We start from the raw sequence: 17,149 nt of genomic DNA, 5'->3' as shown, positions 1-17,149 counted from the left end.
CCGCATCGTCCTCGCCACGGCGTATTAGGGACATCACTATGTGGATTTCCCGTGTGTGGCGTGTGCGCGCTTTCAGCACGGGGCTTCCGGCAAAGCGGGGACGAGCGCCTCATAGCCGTTTTGCTCGATCAGCACGAGGGGATACCCGAACGCGCGGCTCGCGAGCGCCGGCGTAAGCACATCGCGTGCCGCGCCGGTATGGGCGACGCCGTTGCCCTCGAGCAGCAGCGCGTGGGTCGCGAAGCGTCTGGCGAGATTGAGGTCGTGACAGGAAAACAGGATCGTGCGCGGCGACGCCCGCGTCCATTGCACGAGCGCCGTCAAACAATCGATTTGATGGTGCCAGTCGAGAAACGCGAGCGGTTCGTCGAGCAGCAGCAGCGGCGCGGCCTGGCACAGCGCGGCCGCCAGGGCGACGCGCTGGCGCTCGCCGCCCGAGAGCGAGAGCACATCGCGCGCGGCGAGCGAGGCAAGCCCGAGCGTCTCGAGCGCAGCATGCGCGGCCGCGCGATCTTCCGGGCGCTCCCATCCCCATCCCGTCAGATGAGGGAAGCGATTGAGCAACACGACATCGAGCACGCTCGCGCCGAACGCATCGTGCGAGTGCTGCGGCATCAACGCCCGCCGCCGCGCCAGCGCGGCGCTCGGCCAAGCGTCGATGCGCTCGCCGTCGACTTCGACGTGGCCGTGGGCCGGTCGAGCGAGGCCTGCGAGCGTCGTGATCAGCGTCGTCTTGCCTGCCCCGTTCGGCCCCACGACGCACCAAATTTCGCCGGGAAAAAACGTGTGCGTGAAATCCTCGAGCAATACGCGATCGCCCGCGCGCAGCGTCAAATGCTGCGCCGAAAGCGATGCCGGGCGAGCCTGTCCATCCGCACGAGCGAGCGGCTTCATCGGCGTTTCCCGAGCAACATCCACAGAAACACCGGCACGCCGACGAGCGCCGTCACGACACCGACGGGCAGTTGCGCGGGTGCGATCACGGTGCGCGCGGCCAGATCCGCGCCCATCACGGCGATCCCGCCCGCTAGCGCGCTGGCCGGCACGAGCATGCGCTGATCGTTGCCGAGCACGAGCCGCAGCGCATGCGGCACGACGAGACCGACGAAACCGATGGTTCCGGCCGTCGTCACGCTCGCCGCCGCCGCAAGCGAGGCGACGACGTAAATGCGCAGCCGCAGCTTGGCCGCCGGCACGCCTAGCGAGCTAGCCAACGCATCGCCGCGCAAGAGCACGTTCAATTGGGGCGCGACGGGCACGGCGACGGCCAGCGCGACGGCCAGCGCAACGAGCGCCGGCCACGGGCTGGCGGCCCCGTTCAAATCGCCGGTAAGCCAAAACACGATGCCGCGCAGCCGGTCGTCGGGCGCGAGCGCAATGACCAACGTAATAGCGGCGCCCCAGCCCGTCGCCACGACGACGCCCGTCAACAGCAACCTCGGCGAGGCTTCCTGCCGCTCGCCGCGCCAGAACTCCCGCCGTGCGAGGCCCAGCACGAGCGCGATGGAGAGCAACGCGCCGCTGAACGATGCCAGGTCGACGAACCACCAAGCACATCCGGCGAACAAGGCGGCTACCGCAAACGCCGCGGCACCCCCGGAGACCCCCAGCACGTAGGGCTCGGCTAGCGGATTGCGCAGCAGAACTTGCAACAACGCACCGGCGAGCGCGAGCAAGGCCCCGCAGGAAAAGCCCGCCAACGCACGCGGCAAGCGCAAGCTGCGCACGATTTCGCCGGCGAGATCGCCCGCCGGCCCGCCATCGACGACGTGCGACGAGGCATGCACGAGGGCGAGCAAAACCTGCCACGGCGAGATCGTCACGCTGCCGAGCGCGAGCGAGGCAACGAAAACGACCAGCCCGGTCAGCGCCAGCGCGACCCAAACGGAGCACGCACGACGCGCGCTCATCGAAGCGCGCGCGTGCGAAACAGGCAGGTTCATCGGCGCACGCTCGCCTCGCCGGCTTGCACGCTACTGCTACCGCTGCTGCCAACCGATCGTGACGAACGCGCTGCGGCGCGGCGTGTTGTAGGTGTAGGCGAGCTCATAGTTCTTGTCGAACAGGTTGTCGATGTGGGCACTCACATACCACGATTTGGTGATGTCGTAGCGCGCCGACAAATTCACGAGACCGAACCCGGCCAGGTTGGCGCCGCTATCGTCGCGCGCGCCGCTGACGATCCACTCGCCGCCGACGCGCCAGTCGCCGAACGAACGATTCGCCGAGAACGAGGCGAAATGCCGCGCTCGGCGGGGAAGATCGGTGTGCGTGTCCTCGTTGACCGGATTTTGCACCGTCAGCGCCGCCCGCACGCGGGTCTTGCCGACCTCACCGGCCCACGAGCCTTCGAGCCCCTGCACTTTCGCCCGGCCGACGTTTTCGGCGAGATAGAACAAACCTCCCTGAGTCGGAACATAGTTGATCAAATCCGAGTAGCGCGTCTGAAATGCAGTGAGCCGCATGACGCCGAGCGCATCCGACGCATACTGCAGCGCCGCTTCGACGGAGTGGCTGCGCTCGGGGCGAATCGACGGATTGCCGCTGCCCGGGAAGTACAGATCGTCGAAACTCGGTGCGCGAAACGCGCTGGAATAGCTCGCCGTCGCTTTCCAATGCTCGGTGAAATCGAAGCCGTAGCCCAGATAGTAGGTGTTGGCGCCGCCGAAATCCGAATATTGATCGCGCCGCACGTTCGCCTGAATCTGGTTCGCGCCGAAACGCGCCGTGTAACCCGCGAACACCGAATTCACGTGACGGTCGGGCGCGGCGAACTGATCCGAGTCGAGGCTTTGATCGAGCCGCTCATAGCCGAGTTGCAGCTTCTGCCGCGCGCCGAGCTTGAAATCGTTCTGCCATGTGTATTGACGATTGTCGGTGTCGAATCGGTTGTTGTAGACGCCGTTGGTCTTGTCGATGGCGCGATCGTCGCCAAGCGCCGCGGTCAAGTGAGTCGTCCACCAATCGGTGAGCTTGCCGTTGGCGAAGACCGAGGCTTCACGCACTTTGCTGTAGAGATAGTTCACGTCCGTCGGCGCGCCGAACGCATTGTCGAAGCTGTCCTTCCCGTTCGATTGGAAGTAGCGCACGCCCGCGTCCCAGCGCTCGTCGAACTTGTGGCGGACCATGGCCGACACCGTTTCGTTCAGGTAGCCGTCCGGGCCCGGGTTCGCACTGGGCGCGAGCCGCGGATCGATGGCCGAGAAGCCGTCGTCTTTCGAGCGCGACACGTTGAAACTGAACGTCGTCTTGCCGTCCTTGTCGAGTGCGCCTTGCACGCCGGCCTGTTGCGTCTGCGTGTGATAGCTGCCGTAGCCGAGCGAGAAATTGAACCGTGGCGGATGATTGCCGCCGTCCTTGGTGAACACTTGCACGACGCCGCCCATCGCGCCCGAGCCGTACAGCGCCGACACGTCGCCGTTCACGACTTCGACGCGATCGACTTGGGACAGGGGAATCTGCCCGATTTGCGCCTGGCCGAGGCTCACCGAATCGACGCGCACGCCGTCGATCAGCACGAGCGACTGCGTCGCCGAACCGCCGCGCAAGAACAACGTCACGTTCGATCCGGGCGGGCCATTGCGGATGATCTGCGCGCCAGGCGCTTGGGCGAGCAAGCCGGGCAGATCGGTCACCGTGGAATCTTCTATGTCCTCGCGGGAAAAGCGCACGGTTTGCGGAATCGCCTCGGCAAGCGGTTGCGGCCCGCGCTGAGCGGTGACGACGACAGGCGCGAGCGCGCCGCCGCTGGCAACGGCCGGCGATGCGCCGGCGGGCGCCGCAGGGACGGCCGCGCCGCTCGCATCCGCAGCGGGGGAAGCCGCCGCTGAAGGCGCGGACGAGGACGCGGGCGACGCGGCGGCATGCTCGGACGGCGAAGAAGCGGGATCGCTCGGCGCGCTCTGCGCGAGCGCGACAAGGGGCAGACCGGCGAACGCAAGCAGCGCCGCACGGACGGTAAGCGTGGACATCGTGTGGTTTTCCTGTGGGATCGGCACGCAGCCTGCTCCCCGCAGACTGCTTTGTCATCGAGCGAGACGGCCGGCGCGCGCTGCGAGGCGGCGCGAGCGCGGCATCGCACTCCCACTCTGGCCGGTATCCGGGCTGACGACGAAGCGCCTGCGCCTTCCCACGTGGGTCACGCAGTGGCATTGGAGGCGCGTTGCGCGGCCAGGTGTCGTGTGCCGCGCGTGTCGCTTACCGTTGGCGGGGGCAGCACAGGTTGGCTCGTCCGAGCGGACTTCGCTCCCTGTTTCCCGTTTAACCGCGCGCGTAGGCAGCCTAGCGCGCGAGCACCAAAGTGCCGCAAGTGTAGGAGCGCGGGCAGGAGGCGTCAAGAAACGGCCAAAACGCCCGCAAACATCGTGCGTAAACAGCCCCTTTTGCAAAAAAAGCCTACAACGGTTACGTCTCGATACGAGACTGCGATCGGAAGTGCGCATAATTAGCGCTAAAATGCGGGGTCTTTAGAGGACGCAGCAGATGCTCAACGAACTCGAATCCCTCTCACAGAATATCGGCCGGCTGATCGCGATCAACGAACGCCAGCAGCAGGCACGTCACGCGCTCGAAGAGCAACTCGCGCAATTGCGCCAAGAAAACGAGGCGGCCCATGCCGAGCTCGCACTCTTGCGCGAAGCGCGTAACGCGCTTCAAGCCGAACGCGATGCGCTCGTCGCAAAAATCGACGATGCTCAGGTGCGCTTGAACGCCATCCTCGAAAAATTGCCGCGCACGAACGGCCCCTACGATTCCGACAGCCAGCTCGATTTGCTCGCCACGCAGCAGCACAAGAGCGCTGCGGGCGCCGCCGCGCATGGAGAAGATGCATGACGACGAAACAGATCGAAGCGACGATTCTCGGCCAGAGCTATCGCCTCGCTTGTTCCCCGGAAACCGAAGCGGCGCTGCTCGAAGCCGTGGCGCGCGTCGATGCGGAAATGTCCAAGATCCGCTCGATGAGCAATATTCGCGGCACCGATCGCATCGCGGTGATGGCGGCGCTTTCGCTCGCATCGGAGCTGCTCAAGCTGCAGCAAAGCGTGCGTCATGGCGAAGCGTTCCCTGCCGAAGAAATCCGGCGTACAATGCGCCAAATGAACGACAAGCTCGGTGCGGTGCTCGATCAACACGAGGCGCTGTAACGGGCGACGATTCTCGAACAATAAGTTTTAAGGCTTCCCTGCCTGGTTCGCCAAGGTCATAAATTCCTTGAACCAATGCCATGTGCATGGTTGCGGAAATTTGTAGCACGGGCGTGCGCGTCACTCTGTCTGATGTACCCGAAGTGCTGCTAACTGCGACCAATTCTGAACCTCAGGTTCAGGATGCCGGCCTAGCGGCTAAGGCGGGGATTTTATTCAACGGCATCGGTGCTACCGATGCCGTTTTCATTTGGGGCCTGCATCCATGCGCTTCTGGCTCATGAAATCGGAACCGGACGAAGCCAGCATCGACGATCTCGCCGCCGCGCCCAAGCGCACGCTGCCATGGACCGGCGTGCGCAATTATCAAGCGCGCAACTTCATGCGCGACATGATGGGAATTGGCGACGGCGTCCTCTTCTATCATTCGAGTTGTCCGGAACCTGGCATCGCGGGCATTGCCGAAGTCGTGTCGGATGCGTATCCCGATCCGACGCAATTCGACCCGAAGAGCCCGTACTACGATGCCAAATCGACGCGCGAGACGCCACGCTGGATGCTGGTCGACGTGCGCTTCGTGAAGAAGATCCCGCTCGTGTCGCTCGCGCAGTTGCGCGAGCATCCGGAGCTGGCCGGCATGCGCGTGCTTGCCAAAGGCAACCGGCTGTCGATCACGCCCGTGACCGAAGACGAGTGGCGCTTCATCACGAAAGCGCTCGCCTGACCCATCGGGCAGAAAGTGAGGCGAACGGTAGGCGCGCACGAGGCTCGCTCGGGTTCTCACGATCCCACTGTGTAGGAACGCAGCCCACTCGGAGCACCGATGAAAATGAAAAGAACAACCGCAAGCTTGATCCTTGCCGCCGCGGCCGCCGCGCCGTTTGCCCTAGCCGCGCTGCCTGCGCGCGCCGATACGGTCATGACGCAACACGAACCCGCGGGCGTGCTGTCGCTGTCGGCGCAAGCGAGCACCGACGTGCCGCAGGACGTGGTGGAAATCACGCTGTTCTACGAGCAAGAGGCGCGCGATGCCGCCTCGCTCACCGATGCGCTCAATCGGCATGCCGAGGCGGCGCTCAAGCAAGCGCGCGGCGTATCCGACGTCACGGCCCACACAGGCGCGTTTACGGTCTACCCCACGACCGACCGCGACGGCCACCTCGCCTCATGGCGCGGCCGCACCGAAGTCGTCCTCGAATCGCGCGATTTCGCGGCGGCCACCAAGCTCGCGGGGCAGATCAACGCCACGATGCAGATCGGCAGCGTGGCGTTCTCGCTCTCGCCCGAGGCCCAGCGCAAGGCGGCGGACGCGCTAACCGCCGACGCCATCAAGAAGTTCAGAGAGCAGGCCGATTCGTCCGCGCATGCCTTCGGCTACAGCGGCTACACGATTCGCGAAGTCAACGTGGGCAGTAACAACGCGCCGCCGCCGCGGCCGATGTTCGCCATGCGGGCGATGGCGGCCGGATCGGCGCCGGCGCCGCTGCCTGTCGAAGGCGGCAAATCGACGGTGACCGTGACCGTATCCGGCTCAGTGCAAATGACGCGCTGACGGCAGCGGGAACAGGGCCGATCGCCGTACGCATTCACGCCTGGATGCCGGAGGCGATCGCCGGCGCGCGGCTGCCATAGCCGCGCGCCGGGCTAACCGGCTACGCGCTCAGCGCGGCGACGCCCCGGCTGGCGCCATGCGTGCGCGCCGGTACGACCAGACGAGCAGGATCGTGCCGACGACGATCATCGGCAACGACAGCCACTGTCCCATCGACAGACCTAGCGCGAGCAAACCCAGGAAATCGTCGGGTTCGCGCGCGAACTCGACGATGAAACGCGCCAGCCCGTAACCGATCAGAAACACGGCTGAAGCCGCGCCGACCGGACGCGGCTTGCGGGTGAAAAAGAACAGCACGAGAAACAACGCAATGCCTTCGAGCGCGATCTCGTACAGCTCCGAGGGATGACGCGGCAGCATGTGATATTGCGCGAAGATCGGCGTGAGATTCCATTTCGCCGCGAGTTGCGGATGGGCGGCGAGCCAGAGCGCGTCGTCGTTCGACGCGCTCTGGAACATCATCGCCCACGGCGCCTGCGGATCGGTCACGCGCCCCCACAGCTCGCCGTTGATGAAATTGCCGAGACGGCCGGCGGCAAGCCCCGTCGGCACCATGGGTGCAACGAAGTCCGTCACTTGCAGCCACGTGCGCTTGCGCTGATAGGCGAACAACACCATCGCCAGCGTGACGCCGAGAAAGCCGCCGTGAAACGACATCCCGCCTTGCCAGACTTTGAAGATATCGAGCGGGTGAGCGAGGTAGTAATCGGCTTTGTAGAACAACACATAGCCGAGCCGGCCGCCCAAGATCGTGCCGAGCACACCGTAGAACAAGATGTCGTCGATATCCCTCGCGGTCCAGCCTTGCGCCGCGACGTGGGGCAAACGCAGCCGCAGCCGGGCGATGACGACCGCCAAAATGAAGCCGACGAGGTACATGAGTCCGTACCAGCGCACGGCAAGCGGGCCGAAATGAATTGCAACGGGATCGAAATTCGGATGAATCAGCATCGTAAGGCTCAAGCCCTTGAGGTTAGAGTTTTCGCGTGCATGCGCACGATGTCCAGGAAGCCGGCCAGCACCGGGCTCACATCGGCCGTTCTCCAAACCAGCCCGGTCTCGACGAGCGGCGTGCGCTCGACGAGCGGCCGATAGACGACACCCGTGCGGCGCAAATTACGCAACGATTGCGGCACCAGCGCGGCGCCCATGCCTGCCGACACGAGGCTGACGATCGTTTGCATCTGAATCGCCTCCTGCCCGATGCGGGGCGTGAGGCCTGCGGCGCCGTAGCAGGCCGTAATGATGTCATAAAAGCCGGGCGCCAAACGGCGCGGAAAAATCACGAGCGGCAATTGAGCCACTTCGGCCAGCGAGATGGGGGCGTCGATCCAATCGGGCGGCTCGCCGCGGCCACGATGCGAAACGCTGGCCGCGGGCAGCGCCGCCACCAGAGGCTCGCGCATCACGGGCAGGTACGACAAGGTCGCGGCATGGCGCGGCGGCAGCGGCGGAATGATGAGGCCCGCATCGATTCGGCCCGCGGCGAGCTCTTCGATTTGCACGTCGCTCGTTGCCTCGGCCAAATTCAATCGCACGCGCGGATGGCACACCGCGAATTCGCGCAGCAAATGCGGCAGCAAGCCGTAATCGGCCGTGGACACGAATGCGAGCGAAAGCGCGCCCGCCTCGCCGCGGGCCAAACTTTGCGCGTGGGGCCGCAGCGCATCGGCCTGCGCCAGCAGCTTGCGCACCTCGGGCAGCAAATCGGCGCCGACCGGCGTGAGCTCGACCGTGCGCTTGGTGCGCGCGAACAACTCGACGCCCAGCGTGTCCTCGAGCGCGCGGATCGCCTGCGACAACGGCGGCTGCGTCATCGACAGCTTGCGCGCCGCGCGCCCGAAATGACGCTCCTCGGCAACGGCGACGAAATAGCGAAGTTGGCGCAAATCGGGGGTCATGGCGGCAGTCCGGCAGCGGTCATTGATATGTGTTTCGACCTAATTCACCCTGAATCATATATTGGACAGGTCCAACGAGTGGGGGCATGCTGGCCCGAGCTTGATGCGCGTCGGCCGCGCGCTCGTACCTTTCGCGCCCTTTTCGCCCGCCCGGGCGGCCGCCACGCTCGTTTCCCATGAACGTTTCATGAACGAACCGGAGCTCTTCGATGGCCAACAACCGCCGTTCTCAGCACATCACGCAAGGTGTCGCGCGCGCCCCGAACCGCTCGATGTTCTACGCGCTCGGCTACAAAAAGGAGGATTTCGACAAGCCGATGATCGGCATTGCGAACGGCCACTCGACCATCACGCCGTGCAATGCGGGCCTGCAGAAACTGGCCGACGCGGCCGTCGCCGCCGTGCACGAAGCCGGCGCGAACGCGCAGACATTCGGCACCCCGACGATCTCCGACGGGATGTCGATGGGCACCGAAGGAATGAAATATTCGCTCGTCTCGCGCGAAGTCATCGCCGACTGCATCGAAACCTGTGTGCAAGGCCAATGGATGGATGGCGTCGTCGTGATCGGCGGTTGCGACAAGAACATGCCAGGCGGCATGATCGCGCTTGCCCGCATGAACGTGCCCGGCATCTATGTCTACGGCGGCACGATTCGCCCCGGCCACTGGAAGGGCAAGGACTTGACCATCGTGTCGTCGTTCGAAGCCGTGGGTGAGTTCACGGCCGGCCGCATGTCCAAGGAAGACTTCGAAGGCATCGAACAAAACGCTTGTCCCTCGACCGGCTCGTGCGGCGGAATGTATACGGCCAACACGATGAGTTCGTCGTTCGAAGCGCTCGGCATGTCGTTGCTCTACTCGTCGACGATGGCGAACCCCGATGACGAGAAGGTCGCATCGAGCGCCGAATCGGCGCGCGTGCTGGTCGAAGCCGTGAAGCGGGACCTGAAGCCGCGCGACATCATCACGCGCAAGTCGATCGAAAACGCGGTGGCGCTGATCATGGCCACGGGAGGCTCGACCAACGCGGTGCTGCACTACCTCGCCATTGCGCATGCGGCCGAAGTGGAGTGGTCGATCGACGACTTCGAGCGGATCCGCAAGCGCGTGCCGGTCATCTGCAACCTAAAGCCCTCGGGCGAATACGTCGCAACCGATTTGCATCGCGCGGGCGGGATTCCGCAAGTGCTGAAGATTTTGCTCGATGCAGGTCTGCTGCACGGCGACTGCATGACGATTACGGGCAAGACGATGGCCGAGGCGCTCCAAAACGTGCCGAGCGCGCCGCGTGGCGATCAGCAAGTGATCTTCCCGATCGAGCAGGCGCTCTATAAGGAAGGGCATCTGGCCATTTTGAAAGGCAACTTGGCGACCGATGGCGCGGTGGCGAAGATCACGGGCTTGAAGAACCCGGTCATCACGGGGCCGGCGCGCGTGTTCGACGACGAGCAAAGCGCGCTCGCCGCGATCCTGGACGATCGAATCCGCGCGGGCGACGTTCTGGTCCTGCGTTATCTCGGCCCGCAAGGCGGCCCCGGCATGCCGGAAATGCTCGCGCCCACTTCCGCGCTGATCGGCAAAGGGCTGGGTGAATCGGTGGGACTCATCACCGATGGGCGGTTTTCCGGCGGAACGTGGGGGATGGTGGTCGGGCATGTCGCACCCGAAGCCTTCGTGGGCGGCACGATCGCGCTCGTGCAGGAAGGCGATTCGATTACGATCGATGCGCACAGGTTGCTGCTGCAACTGAATGTCGACGATGCCGAATTGGCACGGAGACGAGCGGCATGGGCCGCGCCCGCGCCTCGCTATACGCGCGGCGTGCTGGCCAAGTTCGCGGCGTTGGCGCGGCCCGCTGACAAGGGCGCGGTGACGGGCTGAGCGGGCTGAGCGGCTGAGCGCCGCAGCCCAAGGCCACGGGTCGAACCGGCGAACCCGCAGCGGCCCGCAACAATGCGAGGCGTTACCGCACCGGGCCCGGTGCGGCGACGCTTATCGGTTCGCCGTATGCCGCGCCAGTTCCTCGCGCACGGCATCGCGCACCCAGCCCGCCACCTCGGCCTCGAGCGCCGAGACGACCTCGCGCGTCACTTGGCGCACGAGCCAGTTCGTGTGCTCTTCGACAGCATCGCGGCATCGCGCTTCCACCACACGGCGGGCATCCTCGCGCAAATAGCTCGAAAAACGGCCGCGCAAGCGTTCGGCGATGAATTCGACGTCGCGTGCATCGAACGCCGCGCCGCGCGCACCGGCGGCTGCCTCCGGTGCCGAAGCGACAGGTGAAGCGGACTGCGATAGCCCGAGCGCCGGCCCGGCAACATTCGACTGCGCCGGGGCCGCGGCAGGCGGTGACGAATCGTCGGGGGCAGCCATCTGCGCCGGGACCGCGGCCGCCTGCGTTGCGCCGGGCCGGGCGATGGGCGGCCGCCCCGGTACGATGACGTCCGTCAGCATCGGGATCGAATCGGGGTCGTTCGGGTCGTTAGGGTCGTGGGAATCGGTCATGCTTGTCTCCCTCATTGATCGGCGGCATGCCCCATCGACAGCACATTACGCGCCTTGCTTGTAATTGTTGAGCGGATAGCCGCGATCGCGATAGAAGCGATAACGCTCGCGGCCAGAGGCGAGCTCGTCCTCGCTATTGCCGACCACCTCGAGCAAGCGCTCGAAGCGGGCGAATTGCGCCGGCACGGACGGCGCGAGGTTGAGCAGCACGAGGTGATGCGGCGCGTGCTCGAGATCGGCCGCGAGCACGATCGGCGTGCGCGCGGCAAGCGCGCTATCGGCCATGCAATGAGGCAGGAAGTCGAGCGGCGAAAACGTCCAGAGCCGCTCGTCGAACACGCGCAGCCGCTGCGGGTCGGCCGTGACGACCAGCGGCTGCCCAGCCTGATACGCCTTGCGCGCGAGCCGGCATGCATAGAGCAGCGCATCGCCGACGTTCGTATGAAAATCGACGCGCGTCACCACACCTCCTCGCAAGCGGCACTACCCCGGGCCATTACTGTCCCGCGCGGTCGATCAAGAACTGCGTGAGCAGCGGCACGGGCCGCCCCGTCGAGCCCTTGGCCGCGCCGCTCTTCCATGCCACGCCGGCAATGTCCAGATGCGCCCACGGGTAGCTTTCGGTGAAGCGCGAAAGGAAGCACGCAGCCGTCACGCTGCCAGCCGGACGCCCGCCGATATTGGCCAAGTCAGCAAAATTCGACTTCAGTTGCTCCTGATACTCGTCGTCAAGCGGCATGCGCCACGCGGGGTCGGACGCCTCGCGCGAGGCATCGAGCAATTCGCCGGCGAGCGCGTCGTCCTTCGAGAACAGCGCGGCATTGTGATGGCCGAGCGCGATGATGCACGCGCCCGTGAGCGTGGCGATGTCGACGACGGCCGCGGGCTTGAAGCGCGCCGCGTACGTGAGTGCGTCGCAGAGAATCAAGCGCCCTTCGGCATCGGTATTGAGCACTTCGATCGTGAGCCCCGACATGCTCGTCACGATATCGCCCGGCTTCGTGGCCTTGCCGCTCGGCATGTTCTCGACCGCGGGGACGATGCCGACCACGTTCAGCTTCAGGCCGAGCTCGGCCACGGCCCGCAGCGTGCCGAACACCGACGCCGCGCCGCACATGTCGTACTTCATCTCGTCCATGCCTTCGCCGGGCTTGAGCGAGATGCCGCCGCTGTCGAACGTGACGCCCTTGCCGACGAGCACGATCGGAGCGGCCTTCGCCCCGCCGCCTTGGTATTGCATGACGATGAACTGAGGGGGCTCGTCCGAGCCGCGCGTGACCGACAAGAGCGAGCCCATCTTCAACGCTTCGAGCTGCTTTTGGCCGAGCACGTCGACCTTGAACTTGAATTCCTTGCCGAGCTTCTTGGCCGTCTCGGCAAGATAACTGGGCGTGCAGACGTTGGCGGGCAAGTTGCCGAGATCGCGCGCGAGTTCCATTCCGCTCGCCACGGCAAGGCTTTGCTTGACGGCGAGCTTCGCAAGCTTTTCGTCAGCCGGATCGACCGTCATGACGATGCGCTTGAGCGCGTACTTCGCCGCCTCGGGCTTGCTCTTGAGCTGCGTGAATTGATACGTTTCGCCGCGCAGCGCGAGCGCCGCGGCGCGCACGGCCCACTCGGCCGAACGTTCTTTGATCGGCAGTTGTGCGAGCGTGAACGTGACCTGGACGATGCGCGTGCCGAGGATCGCGCGCCAGGCGGCGCGCGCCGCCTCGCCGTAAGCCTTTTGACCGAATGCGTCCTGCTTGCCGAGGCCGACGAGCAGCACGCGCGAGGCGCCGATGCCTTCCACTTCGTGCAGGAACAGCGTCGTGCCGCTCTTGCCCTGCATGTCGCCGGCCTTGACGATGCGCTGAAGCAGCCCTTTGGTGGCCGCGTCGATGTCGAGCGCCGCGCCCGAGAGGGATTGCCCCTCGAACACCCCGATCACGATGCAATCGGATTTCCCCGTCAGAAAACCGCCCGTCGTGCCCTTCGTCCAGTCACAGGCTTTTATGCTAAAGTCCATCGCGCTTGTCCTCGGATAAAATCGGCTTAACTTCGTCGCAACAAAGCCGCAATTATCCGCTATTTTTTCTTCGGCGTCGGAATGCGCCGCGCTCGGCGCGCGCCCCGGCCCGCCCTCTCGCACCGACGATGATCTTCGAACGCTCCCTTCAGCGCGAGCTCGCCTACACGGCCGGCGCCGTTTTCATGGTGCTGCTGACCATCTTTCTCACGACGATGATGATCCGCATCGTCGGCTACGCCGCATCGGGCGAAGTCGACCCGAAGGACGTCGTCGTCCTCATCGGGCTGACCGTCATCGGCTATGTCGCCGTGATGCTCGTCGTGACGATGTTCGTCTCGATCTTGTTCGTGCTCACGCGCTGGTACCGCGATTCCGAGATGATCGTTTGGCTGGCCTCGGGCGTGAGCCTCACCGCCTTCATCAAGCCGATCGCCAAGTTCGCCGCCCCGCTGATCGTGCTCGTCGCCTTCTTCGCCTATGTCGGCTGGCCTTGGTCCAATACGCAAAGCAAGCTCATTCGCGCCCGCTTCCAGCAGCGCGACGAGGTATCGATGCTCGCGCCCGGGCAATTTCGCGAGTCGCCCGCCACCCACCGCGTATTCTTCATCGAAAAGATGACGCCCGATCAAGCGCACGTGCAGAACGTGTTCGTCACGAGCACCGAGCACGGCAAGGTCAGCGTCGTCGTATCCCAAAACGGCCATACCGAAACCATGAAAGACGGTTCGCGTTTCGTCGTCTTGGAGAACGGGCGCCGCTATGACGGCGAGCCCGGCAAACCCGATTTCCGCATCATGGAGTTCGAGCGCTATGGCGTGAAAATCACGCATCCGCCTGTCGTCAATCCGACTTCGACGACGGGCATGTCCACGCCGGCCCTGCTGCGGCACCCCACGCGCGACAAACTCGCCGAGTTCGCCTGGCGCACGGGGCTGCCGCTCATGGCGATCAATTTGATGCTGCTCGGCATCCCGCTCGCCTATCAAAACCCGCGGCGCGGCCGCACCATCAATCTCGTGATGGCCGTATTGATCTTTCTGACTTATTCGAACTTGCTCAACGTCGTGCAATCGTGGATCGAGCAAGGCAAGATGTCGTTCGTGCTCGGGCTCGTCGGGTTGCATATCGTCGCCGCCGCGCTGGTCGTGCTCGTGTTCTGGCTGCGCGTGCGCAACCGTCCGCTGATCCCGCGCTCGTGGTTCGCGTCCGCGCGAGGAGCCTGACCGCCATGCGCATCTACGAACGATACTTCGCCCGCCAGGTTTATCTCGCGTTCATCTTCATCTTGTTCGCGTTCTCGGGACTGTTCTTCTTTTTCGACCTGATCAACGAGCTGAACACGGTCGGCCACGGCAACTACAAGTTCGGCTACGCGGTGCTGCGCGTCGCTTTGCAAACGCCGTCGCGCTTTTACGAGATCATTCCGGTCGCCGCGCTCATCAGCACGATCTATGTCTTTGCGCAGATGGCCGCCAGTTCGGAGTACACGATCTTTCGCGTCTCGGGGCTGTCGACAGGACAAGCGTTGCGCTCGCTGATGAAGATCGGCATTCCGCTCGTCGCGCTCACGTACTTCATCGGCGAAGTCGTCGGCCCCTATTCGGATCAGTTATCCGAACGCGTGCGCCTCGAAGCGCTCGGCTCGGCCGTCTCGAGCAGTTTCGCATCCGGTGTCTGGGTCAAGGACACGTTGACGGCGCGCGAAGACGGCAAGCAAGTCACGCGCTTCGTGAACGTAGGCGAGCTCATGCCCGATGCGACGGTGAGCGATGTGCGCATCTACGAATTCGATCCCGGCTTCAGATTGACGAACGTGCGCACCGCGAAAACGGGCCGCTACGAGGGCAATGGCCATTGGTTGCTCACGGGGGTGACCGATACGCAACTGACGATGTTGCCGCCGGCCGGGAAAACGCAGGCCGATGCGTTGAATCCGGTCTATCGCGCGACGCAAATCGACCTGCCCGAATACTCGCTGCGCTCGGAGCTCACGCCGCAAATTCTGTCGGTGCTGCTCGTCTCGCCGGATCGCATGTCGATGTTCAACCTGTTCCGCTACATTCAACATCTGGTCGAGAACCATCAGGACACGCAGCGCTACGACATTGCGCTTTGGAAGAAGGTGCTCTATCCCTTCGCGGTGCTCGTGATGCTCGTGCTGTCGCTGCCGTTCGCTTATTTGCATACGCGCGCGGGCGTGGTCGGCGTGAAGGTGTTCGGCGGCATCATGCTCGGCATGAGCTTTCAGTTGATCAACACGCTGTTCTCGCACATCGGCATGCTCAACACGTGGCCGGCGCCCGCCACGGCCGCGTTGCCGGCTCTCATCTATCTCGCGCTCGGGCTCGCGGGGCTCAAGTGGGTCGATCGGCACTGACGCCGGTCCGATCGCGGAGGATGCGATGAACGCAGAAGCTGTCTCTCGCGGTATCGTGCTGTTCGGTCATGGCGCGCGCGATGCGCGCTGGGCCGAACCGTTCGCACGGCTCGCTGATAAGCTGCGCGTGCTCGCAGGGCCTGGCACCGCGGTTTCGCTCGCCTTCCTCGAACTGATGGCGCCGGATTTGCCCACAGCCGTGGCCGATCAAGCCGCACAGGGCTGCAGCGCGATCACCGTCATACCCGTGTTCTTCGGACAAGGCGGCCACGTGCGGCGCGACTTGCCCTCGATCGTCGACGCCTGCCGCGCCGCCCATCCGGGCGTTCGCATTCATCTGGCAGGGCCCGTGGGCGAAGACGACGCGGTGCTCGACGCGCTAGCCGCCTATTGCCTGCGTCAGGCGTAGAACGTTTTGGGAGTCGCTTGGGAGTCGCGCGCATCGGCGCGTGGATGGTTCGGCAGCTAGGCAGGGCCACCGCGATGGAAAACACCAATAAAACGAAACGATGCGCCGGCGCCTCGCCGGTGGCCGAGGTTACCTCCTCTACCTAGACCCCAGCACTTTAGGCATGCGCAGCATGGCCAGGCTGCTCAGGCTGCATGCGCGAACGCGTCGCGCCGCTCGCGCTCGGCCCCTGCTTTCGCCGATGCGCGTTCCGCGAATGCCCGCCCAATCATCAACAAGCTAGGCTGGGTTGGGTCTAGCCAAGGTTGCGCTTCGCCCATCGCTAGCGCCTCGAGCGTGAGCGTCAGGGTTCTTTCGCGCGGCGTGCTGCAGGCTTCGACGATAGCCACGGGCGTCGTGGCCGCACGCCCCGCATCGATCAGCTGCTGGGCGATGTCGGGCGCGCTGTCGCGGCCCATGTAGAAGACGACCGAGTCCGCGTTCAGCGTCTCGCGAATCGCCTCGGTGTCGGGCGCACGGCTTTTCGTGGCCAGCGCGACGCTGCGCGAGACGCCGCGTAACGTAAGCGAGCGCTTGACCGCGGCGGCGGCTGCAAGGGCCGCGGTAATACCCGGCACGACCTCATAGTCGATGCCAGCCTCTTCGAGCGCGCGCATTTCCTCGTCGGCGCGGCCGAACAGCATCGGGTCGCCACCCTTGAGCCGCACGACGACATCATGCGCGAGCGCAGCATCGACGATCTGCTTATTGATGAAGTGCTGGGCCGTCGAACGCTGGCCGCAACGCTTGCCGACCGCGATCTTGCGCGCATGCGGGGCATAGTCGAGCATCGCCGGCTCGACGAGCGCATCGTGCAGCACGACGTCCGCCGCGCCCAACAATCGGGCGCCGCGCACCGTGATGAGATCCGCCGCTCCCGGTCCTGCACCGATCAAGTACACCTTGCCCATTGCGCTTCCATCCTCTCGCGTGTATGTGGCGGCGCGCCGGGCGCCGCCTTCGTCAGTCACGCGGAATATGCACGAATCATGCCGGCCGCCACGGTATGATGCGTCGCTTCATCGATCAGCACGAACGCGCCCGTCCCCGGATGCACGTCGTAGGCATCGCAAACGATCGGCTTTTGCAGCGTCAACGCCACGCGCCCGATATCGTTCATCGCCAATGCGCCCTTCTCGCTCGTATGCG

The 17,149-nt window shown here is 64.8% G+C and carries 17 protein-coding genes, 1 other RNA gene, 1 pseudogene and 1 riboswitch; of the genes and pseudogenes, 9 read left to right on the top strand and 10 right to left on the bottom strand.

Going from position 1 to position 17,149, the window contains the following annotated elements; genetic code table 11:
• Positions 1–72: 72 nt before the first annotated feature.
• Genes MMB74_RS16760 through MMB74_RS16750 form a run of 3 tightly spaced genes read right to left on the bottom strand, consistent with a single transcriptional unit; the run spans position 73 to position 3,971 of the window.
• A complete protein-coding gene (locus tag MMB74_RS16760) occupies positions 73–894 on the bottom strand; it encodes an ABC transporter ATP-binding protein (protein ID WP_277429787.1) in 822 nt (273 codons plus the stop codon).
• A complete protein-coding gene (locus tag MMB74_RS16755; protein WP_277429786.1) occupies positions 891–1,943 on the bottom strand; it encodes an iron ABC transporter permease in 1,053 nt (350 codons plus the stop codon). The genes MMB74_RS16760 and MMB74_RS16755 overlap by 4 nt, the downstream gene beginning before the upstream one ends.
• Positions 1,944–1,979: 36 nt before the next feature.
• Positions 1,980–3,971: a TonB-dependent receptor gene (locus MMB74_RS16750; protein WP_277429785.1), complete on the bottom strand. Its 1,992-nt coding sequence runs from the start codon at positions 3,969–3,971 to the stop codon at positions 1,980–1,982.
• 101 nt (positions 3,972–4,072) lie between these two features.
• A riboswitch (cobalamin riboswitch) is annotated at positions 4,073–4,315 on the bottom strand.
• A 167-nt stretch (positions 4,316–4,482) separates the two neighbouring features.
• On the opposite strand from MMB74_RS16750, the gene MMB74_RS16745 reads away from it, so the two are divergent.
• The 5 genes from MMB74_RS16745 (at position 4,483) to MMB74_RS16725 (ending at position 6,696) form a co-directional block, all read left to right on the top strand.
• Entirely contained in the window at positions 4,483–4,833 is a 351-nt protein-coding gene (locus tag MMB74_RS16745; RefSeq protein ID WP_277429784.1) for an ATPase, read from the top strand.
• On the top strand, positions 4,830–5,144 hold the full coding sequence (locus tag MMB74_RS16740; RefSeq protein ID WP_277429783.1) for a cell division protein ZapA: 315 nt from the start codon (positions 4,830–4,832) through the stop codon (positions 5,142–5,144). Before MMB74_RS16745 ends, MMB74_RS16740 begins: the two co-directional genes overlap by 4 nt.
• A 32-nt stretch (positions 5,145–5,176) precedes the next feature.
• Positions 5,177–5,358, top strand: a non-coding RNA gene (gene ssrS / locus MMB74_RS16735) — 6S RNA.
• A gap of 51 nt (positions 5,359–5,409) precedes the next feature.
• The gene (locus MMB74_RS16730; protein WP_277429782.1) at positions 5,410–5,868 is read left to right on the top strand and encodes an EVE domain-containing protein; all 459 of its coding nucleotides are present in this window, start codon (positions 5,410–5,412) and stop codon (positions 5,866–5,868) included.
• A 105-nt stretch (positions 5,869–5,973) separates the two neighbouring features.
• Positions 5,974–6,696: an SIMPL domain-containing protein gene (locus MMB74_RS16725; RefSeq protein WP_277429781.1), complete on the top strand. Its 723-nt coding sequence runs from the start codon at positions 5,974–5,976 to the stop codon at positions 6,694–6,696.
• Between the two features lie 108 nt (positions 6,697–6,804).
• On the opposite strand, the gene lgt is transcribed toward MMB74_RS16725, so the two are convergent.
• Positions 6,805–7,707 (bottom strand): prolipoprotein diacylglyceryl transferase, encoded by a 903-nt coding sequence (gene lgt, locus MMB74_RS16720; protein WP_277429780.1) that lies wholly within the window; start codon positions 7,705–7,707, stop codon positions 6,805–6,807.
• 8 nt (positions 7,708–7,715) lie between these two features.
• Positions 7,716–8,657 carry a LysR substrate-binding domain-containing protein gene (locus MMB74_RS16715; protein WP_277429779.1) on the bottom strand — a complete coding sequence of 314 codons (942 nt, stop codon included), beginning with the start codon at positions 8,655–8,657 and terminating at the stop codon, positions 7,716–7,718.
• A gap of 209 nt (positions 8,658–8,866) precedes the next feature.
• On the opposite strand from MMB74_RS16715, the gene ilvD reads away from it, so the two are divergent.
• Positions 8,867–10,540, top strand: a complete 1,674-nt coding sequence (ilvD, locus tag MMB74_RS16710) for a dihydroxy-acid dehydratase (protein ID WP_277429778.1) — start codon at positions 8,867–8,869, stop codon at positions 10,538–10,540.
• A 111-nt stretch (positions 10,541–10,651) separates the two neighbouring features.
• On the opposite strand, the gene MMB74_RS16705 is transcribed toward ilvD, so the two are convergent.
• From MMB74_RS16705 to MMB74_RS16695, 3 genes are read right to left on the bottom strand one after another with little or no spacing between them, the layout of a single operon-like run.
• A complete protein-coding gene (locus tag MMB74_RS16705; RefSeq protein ID WP_277429777.1) occupies positions 10,652–11,164 on the bottom strand; it encodes a DUF2486 family protein in 513 nt (170 codons plus the stop codon).
• Between the two features lie 45 nt (positions 11,165–11,209).
• A complete protein-coding gene (locus tag MMB74_RS16700) occupies positions 11,210–11,626 on the bottom strand; it encodes a DNA polymerase III subunit chi (protein WP_277429776.1) in 417 nt (138 codons plus the stop codon).
• A gap of 34 nt (positions 11,627–11,660) precedes the next feature.
• Complete coding sequence (locus MMB74_RS16695) at positions 11,661–13,172, bottom strand: leucyl aminopeptidase (RefSeq protein ID WP_277429775.1); 1,512 nt, start codon at positions 13,170–13,172, stop codon at positions 11,661–11,663.
• 128 nt (positions 13,173–13,300) lie between these two features.
• On the opposite strand from MMB74_RS16695, the gene lptF reads away from it, so the two are divergent.
• The 3 genes from lptF to MMB74_RS16680 are packed head-to-tail and all read left to right on the top strand — an operon-like array spanning position 13,301 to position 15,961.
• Complete coding sequence (gene lptF / locus MMB74_RS16690; RefSeq protein WP_277429774.1) at positions 13,301–14,398, top strand: LPS export ABC transporter permease LptF; 1,098 nt, start codon at positions 13,301–13,303, stop codon at positions 14,396–14,398.
• Positions 14,399–14,403: 5 nt separating this feature from the next.
• Positions 14,404–15,552, top strand: coding sequence for an LPS export ABC transporter permease LptG (gene lptG, locus MMB74_RS16685; protein ID WP_277429773.1), 1,149 nt, complete (start codon positions 14,404–14,406; stop codon positions 15,550–15,552).
• 25 nt (positions 15,553–15,577) lie between these two features.
• Positions 15,578–15,961 carry a CbiX/SirB N-terminal domain-containing protein gene (locus tag MMB74_RS16680; RefSeq protein ID WP_277429772.1) on the top strand — a complete coding sequence of 128 codons (384 nt, stop codon included), beginning with the start codon at positions 15,578–15,580 and terminating at the stop codon, positions 15,959–15,961.
• A 185-nt stretch (positions 15,962–16,146) separates the two neighbouring features.
• Here the strand turns inward: MMB74_RS16680 and cobA are convergent, their stop codons facing one another.
• Positions 16,147–16,911, bottom strand: a complete 765-nt coding sequence (cobA, locus tag MMB74_RS16675; protein WP_277429771.1) for a uroporphyrinogen-III C-methyltransferase — start codon at positions 16,909–16,911, stop codon at positions 16,147–16,149.
• Between the two features lie 56 nt (positions 16,912–16,967).
• Positions 16,968–17,149, bottom strand: a pseudogene (locus tag MMB74_RS16670) (sulfate adenylyltransferase); the annotation flags it as partial.

It is taken from the genome of Trinickia sp. Y13, assembly GCF_029522115.1.
GTDB lineage: Bacteria > Pseudomonadota > Gammaproteobacteria > Burkholderiales > Burkholderiaceae > Trinickia.
This window is presented reverse-complemented; position numbering and strand designations above follow the sequence as displayed.

Coding starts and splice junctions, on each gene's coding strand:
- cobA (WP_277429771.1), bottom strand. CDS start 16,911: ATGGGCAAGGTGTACTTGATCGGTGCAGGACCGGGAGCGGCGGATCTC.
- MMB74_RS16740 (WP_277429783.1), top strand. CDS start 4,830: ATGACGACGAAACAGATCGAAGCGACGATTCTCGGCCAGAGCTATCGC.
- MMB74_RS16755 (WP_277429786.1), bottom strand. CDS start 1,943: ATGAACCTGCCTGTTTCGCACGCGCGCGCTTCGATGAGCGCGCGTCGT.
- MMB74_RS16745 (WP_277429784.1), top strand. CDS start 4,483: ATGCTCAACGAACTCGAATCCCTCTCACAGAATATCGGCCGGCTGATC.
- MMB74_RS16760 (WP_277429787.1), bottom strand. CDS start 894: ATGAAGCCGCTCGCTCGTGCGGATGGACAGGCTCGCCCGGCATCGCTT.
- MMB74_RS16680 (WP_277429772.1), top strand. CDS start 15,578: ATGAACGCAGAAGCTGTCTCTCGCGGTATCGTGCTGTTCGGTCATGGC.
- lptF (WP_277429774.1), top strand. CDS start 13,301: ATGATCTTCGAACGCTCCCTTCAGCGCGAGCTCGCCTACACGGCCGGC.
- ilvD (WP_277429778.1), top strand. CDS start 8,867: ATGGCCAACAACCGCCGTTCTCAGCACATCACGCAAGGTGTCGCGCGC.
- MMB74_RS16705 (WP_277429777.1), bottom strand. CDS start 11,164: ATGACCGATTCCCACGACCCTAACGACCCGAACGACCCCGATTCGATC.
- MMB74_RS16725 (WP_277429781.1), top strand. CDS start 5,974: ATGAAAAGAACAACCGCAAGCTTGATCCTTGCCGCCGCGGCCGCCGCG.
- MMB74_RS16750 (WP_277429785.1), bottom strand. CDS start 3,971: ATGTCCACGCTTACCGTCCGTGCGGCGCTGCTTGCGTTCGCCGGTCTG.
- MMB74_RS16695 (WP_277429775.1), bottom strand. CDS start 13,172: ATGGACTTTAGCATAAAAGCCTGTGACTGGACGAAGGGCACGACGGGC.
- MMB74_RS16715 (WP_277429779.1), bottom strand. CDS start 8,657: ATGACCCCCGATTTGCGCCAACTTCGCTATTTCGTCGCCGTTGCCGAG.
- lptG (WP_277429773.1), top strand. CDS start 14,404: ATGCGCATCTACGAACGATACTTCGCCCGCCAGGTTTATCTCGCGTTC.
- lgt (WP_277429780.1), bottom strand. CDS start 7,707: ATGCTGATTCATCCGAATTTCGATCCCGTTGCAATTCATTTCGGCCCG.
- MMB74_RS16730 (WP_277429782.1), top strand. CDS start 5,410: ATGCGCTTCTGGCTCATGAAATCGGAACCGGACGAAGCCAGCATCGAC.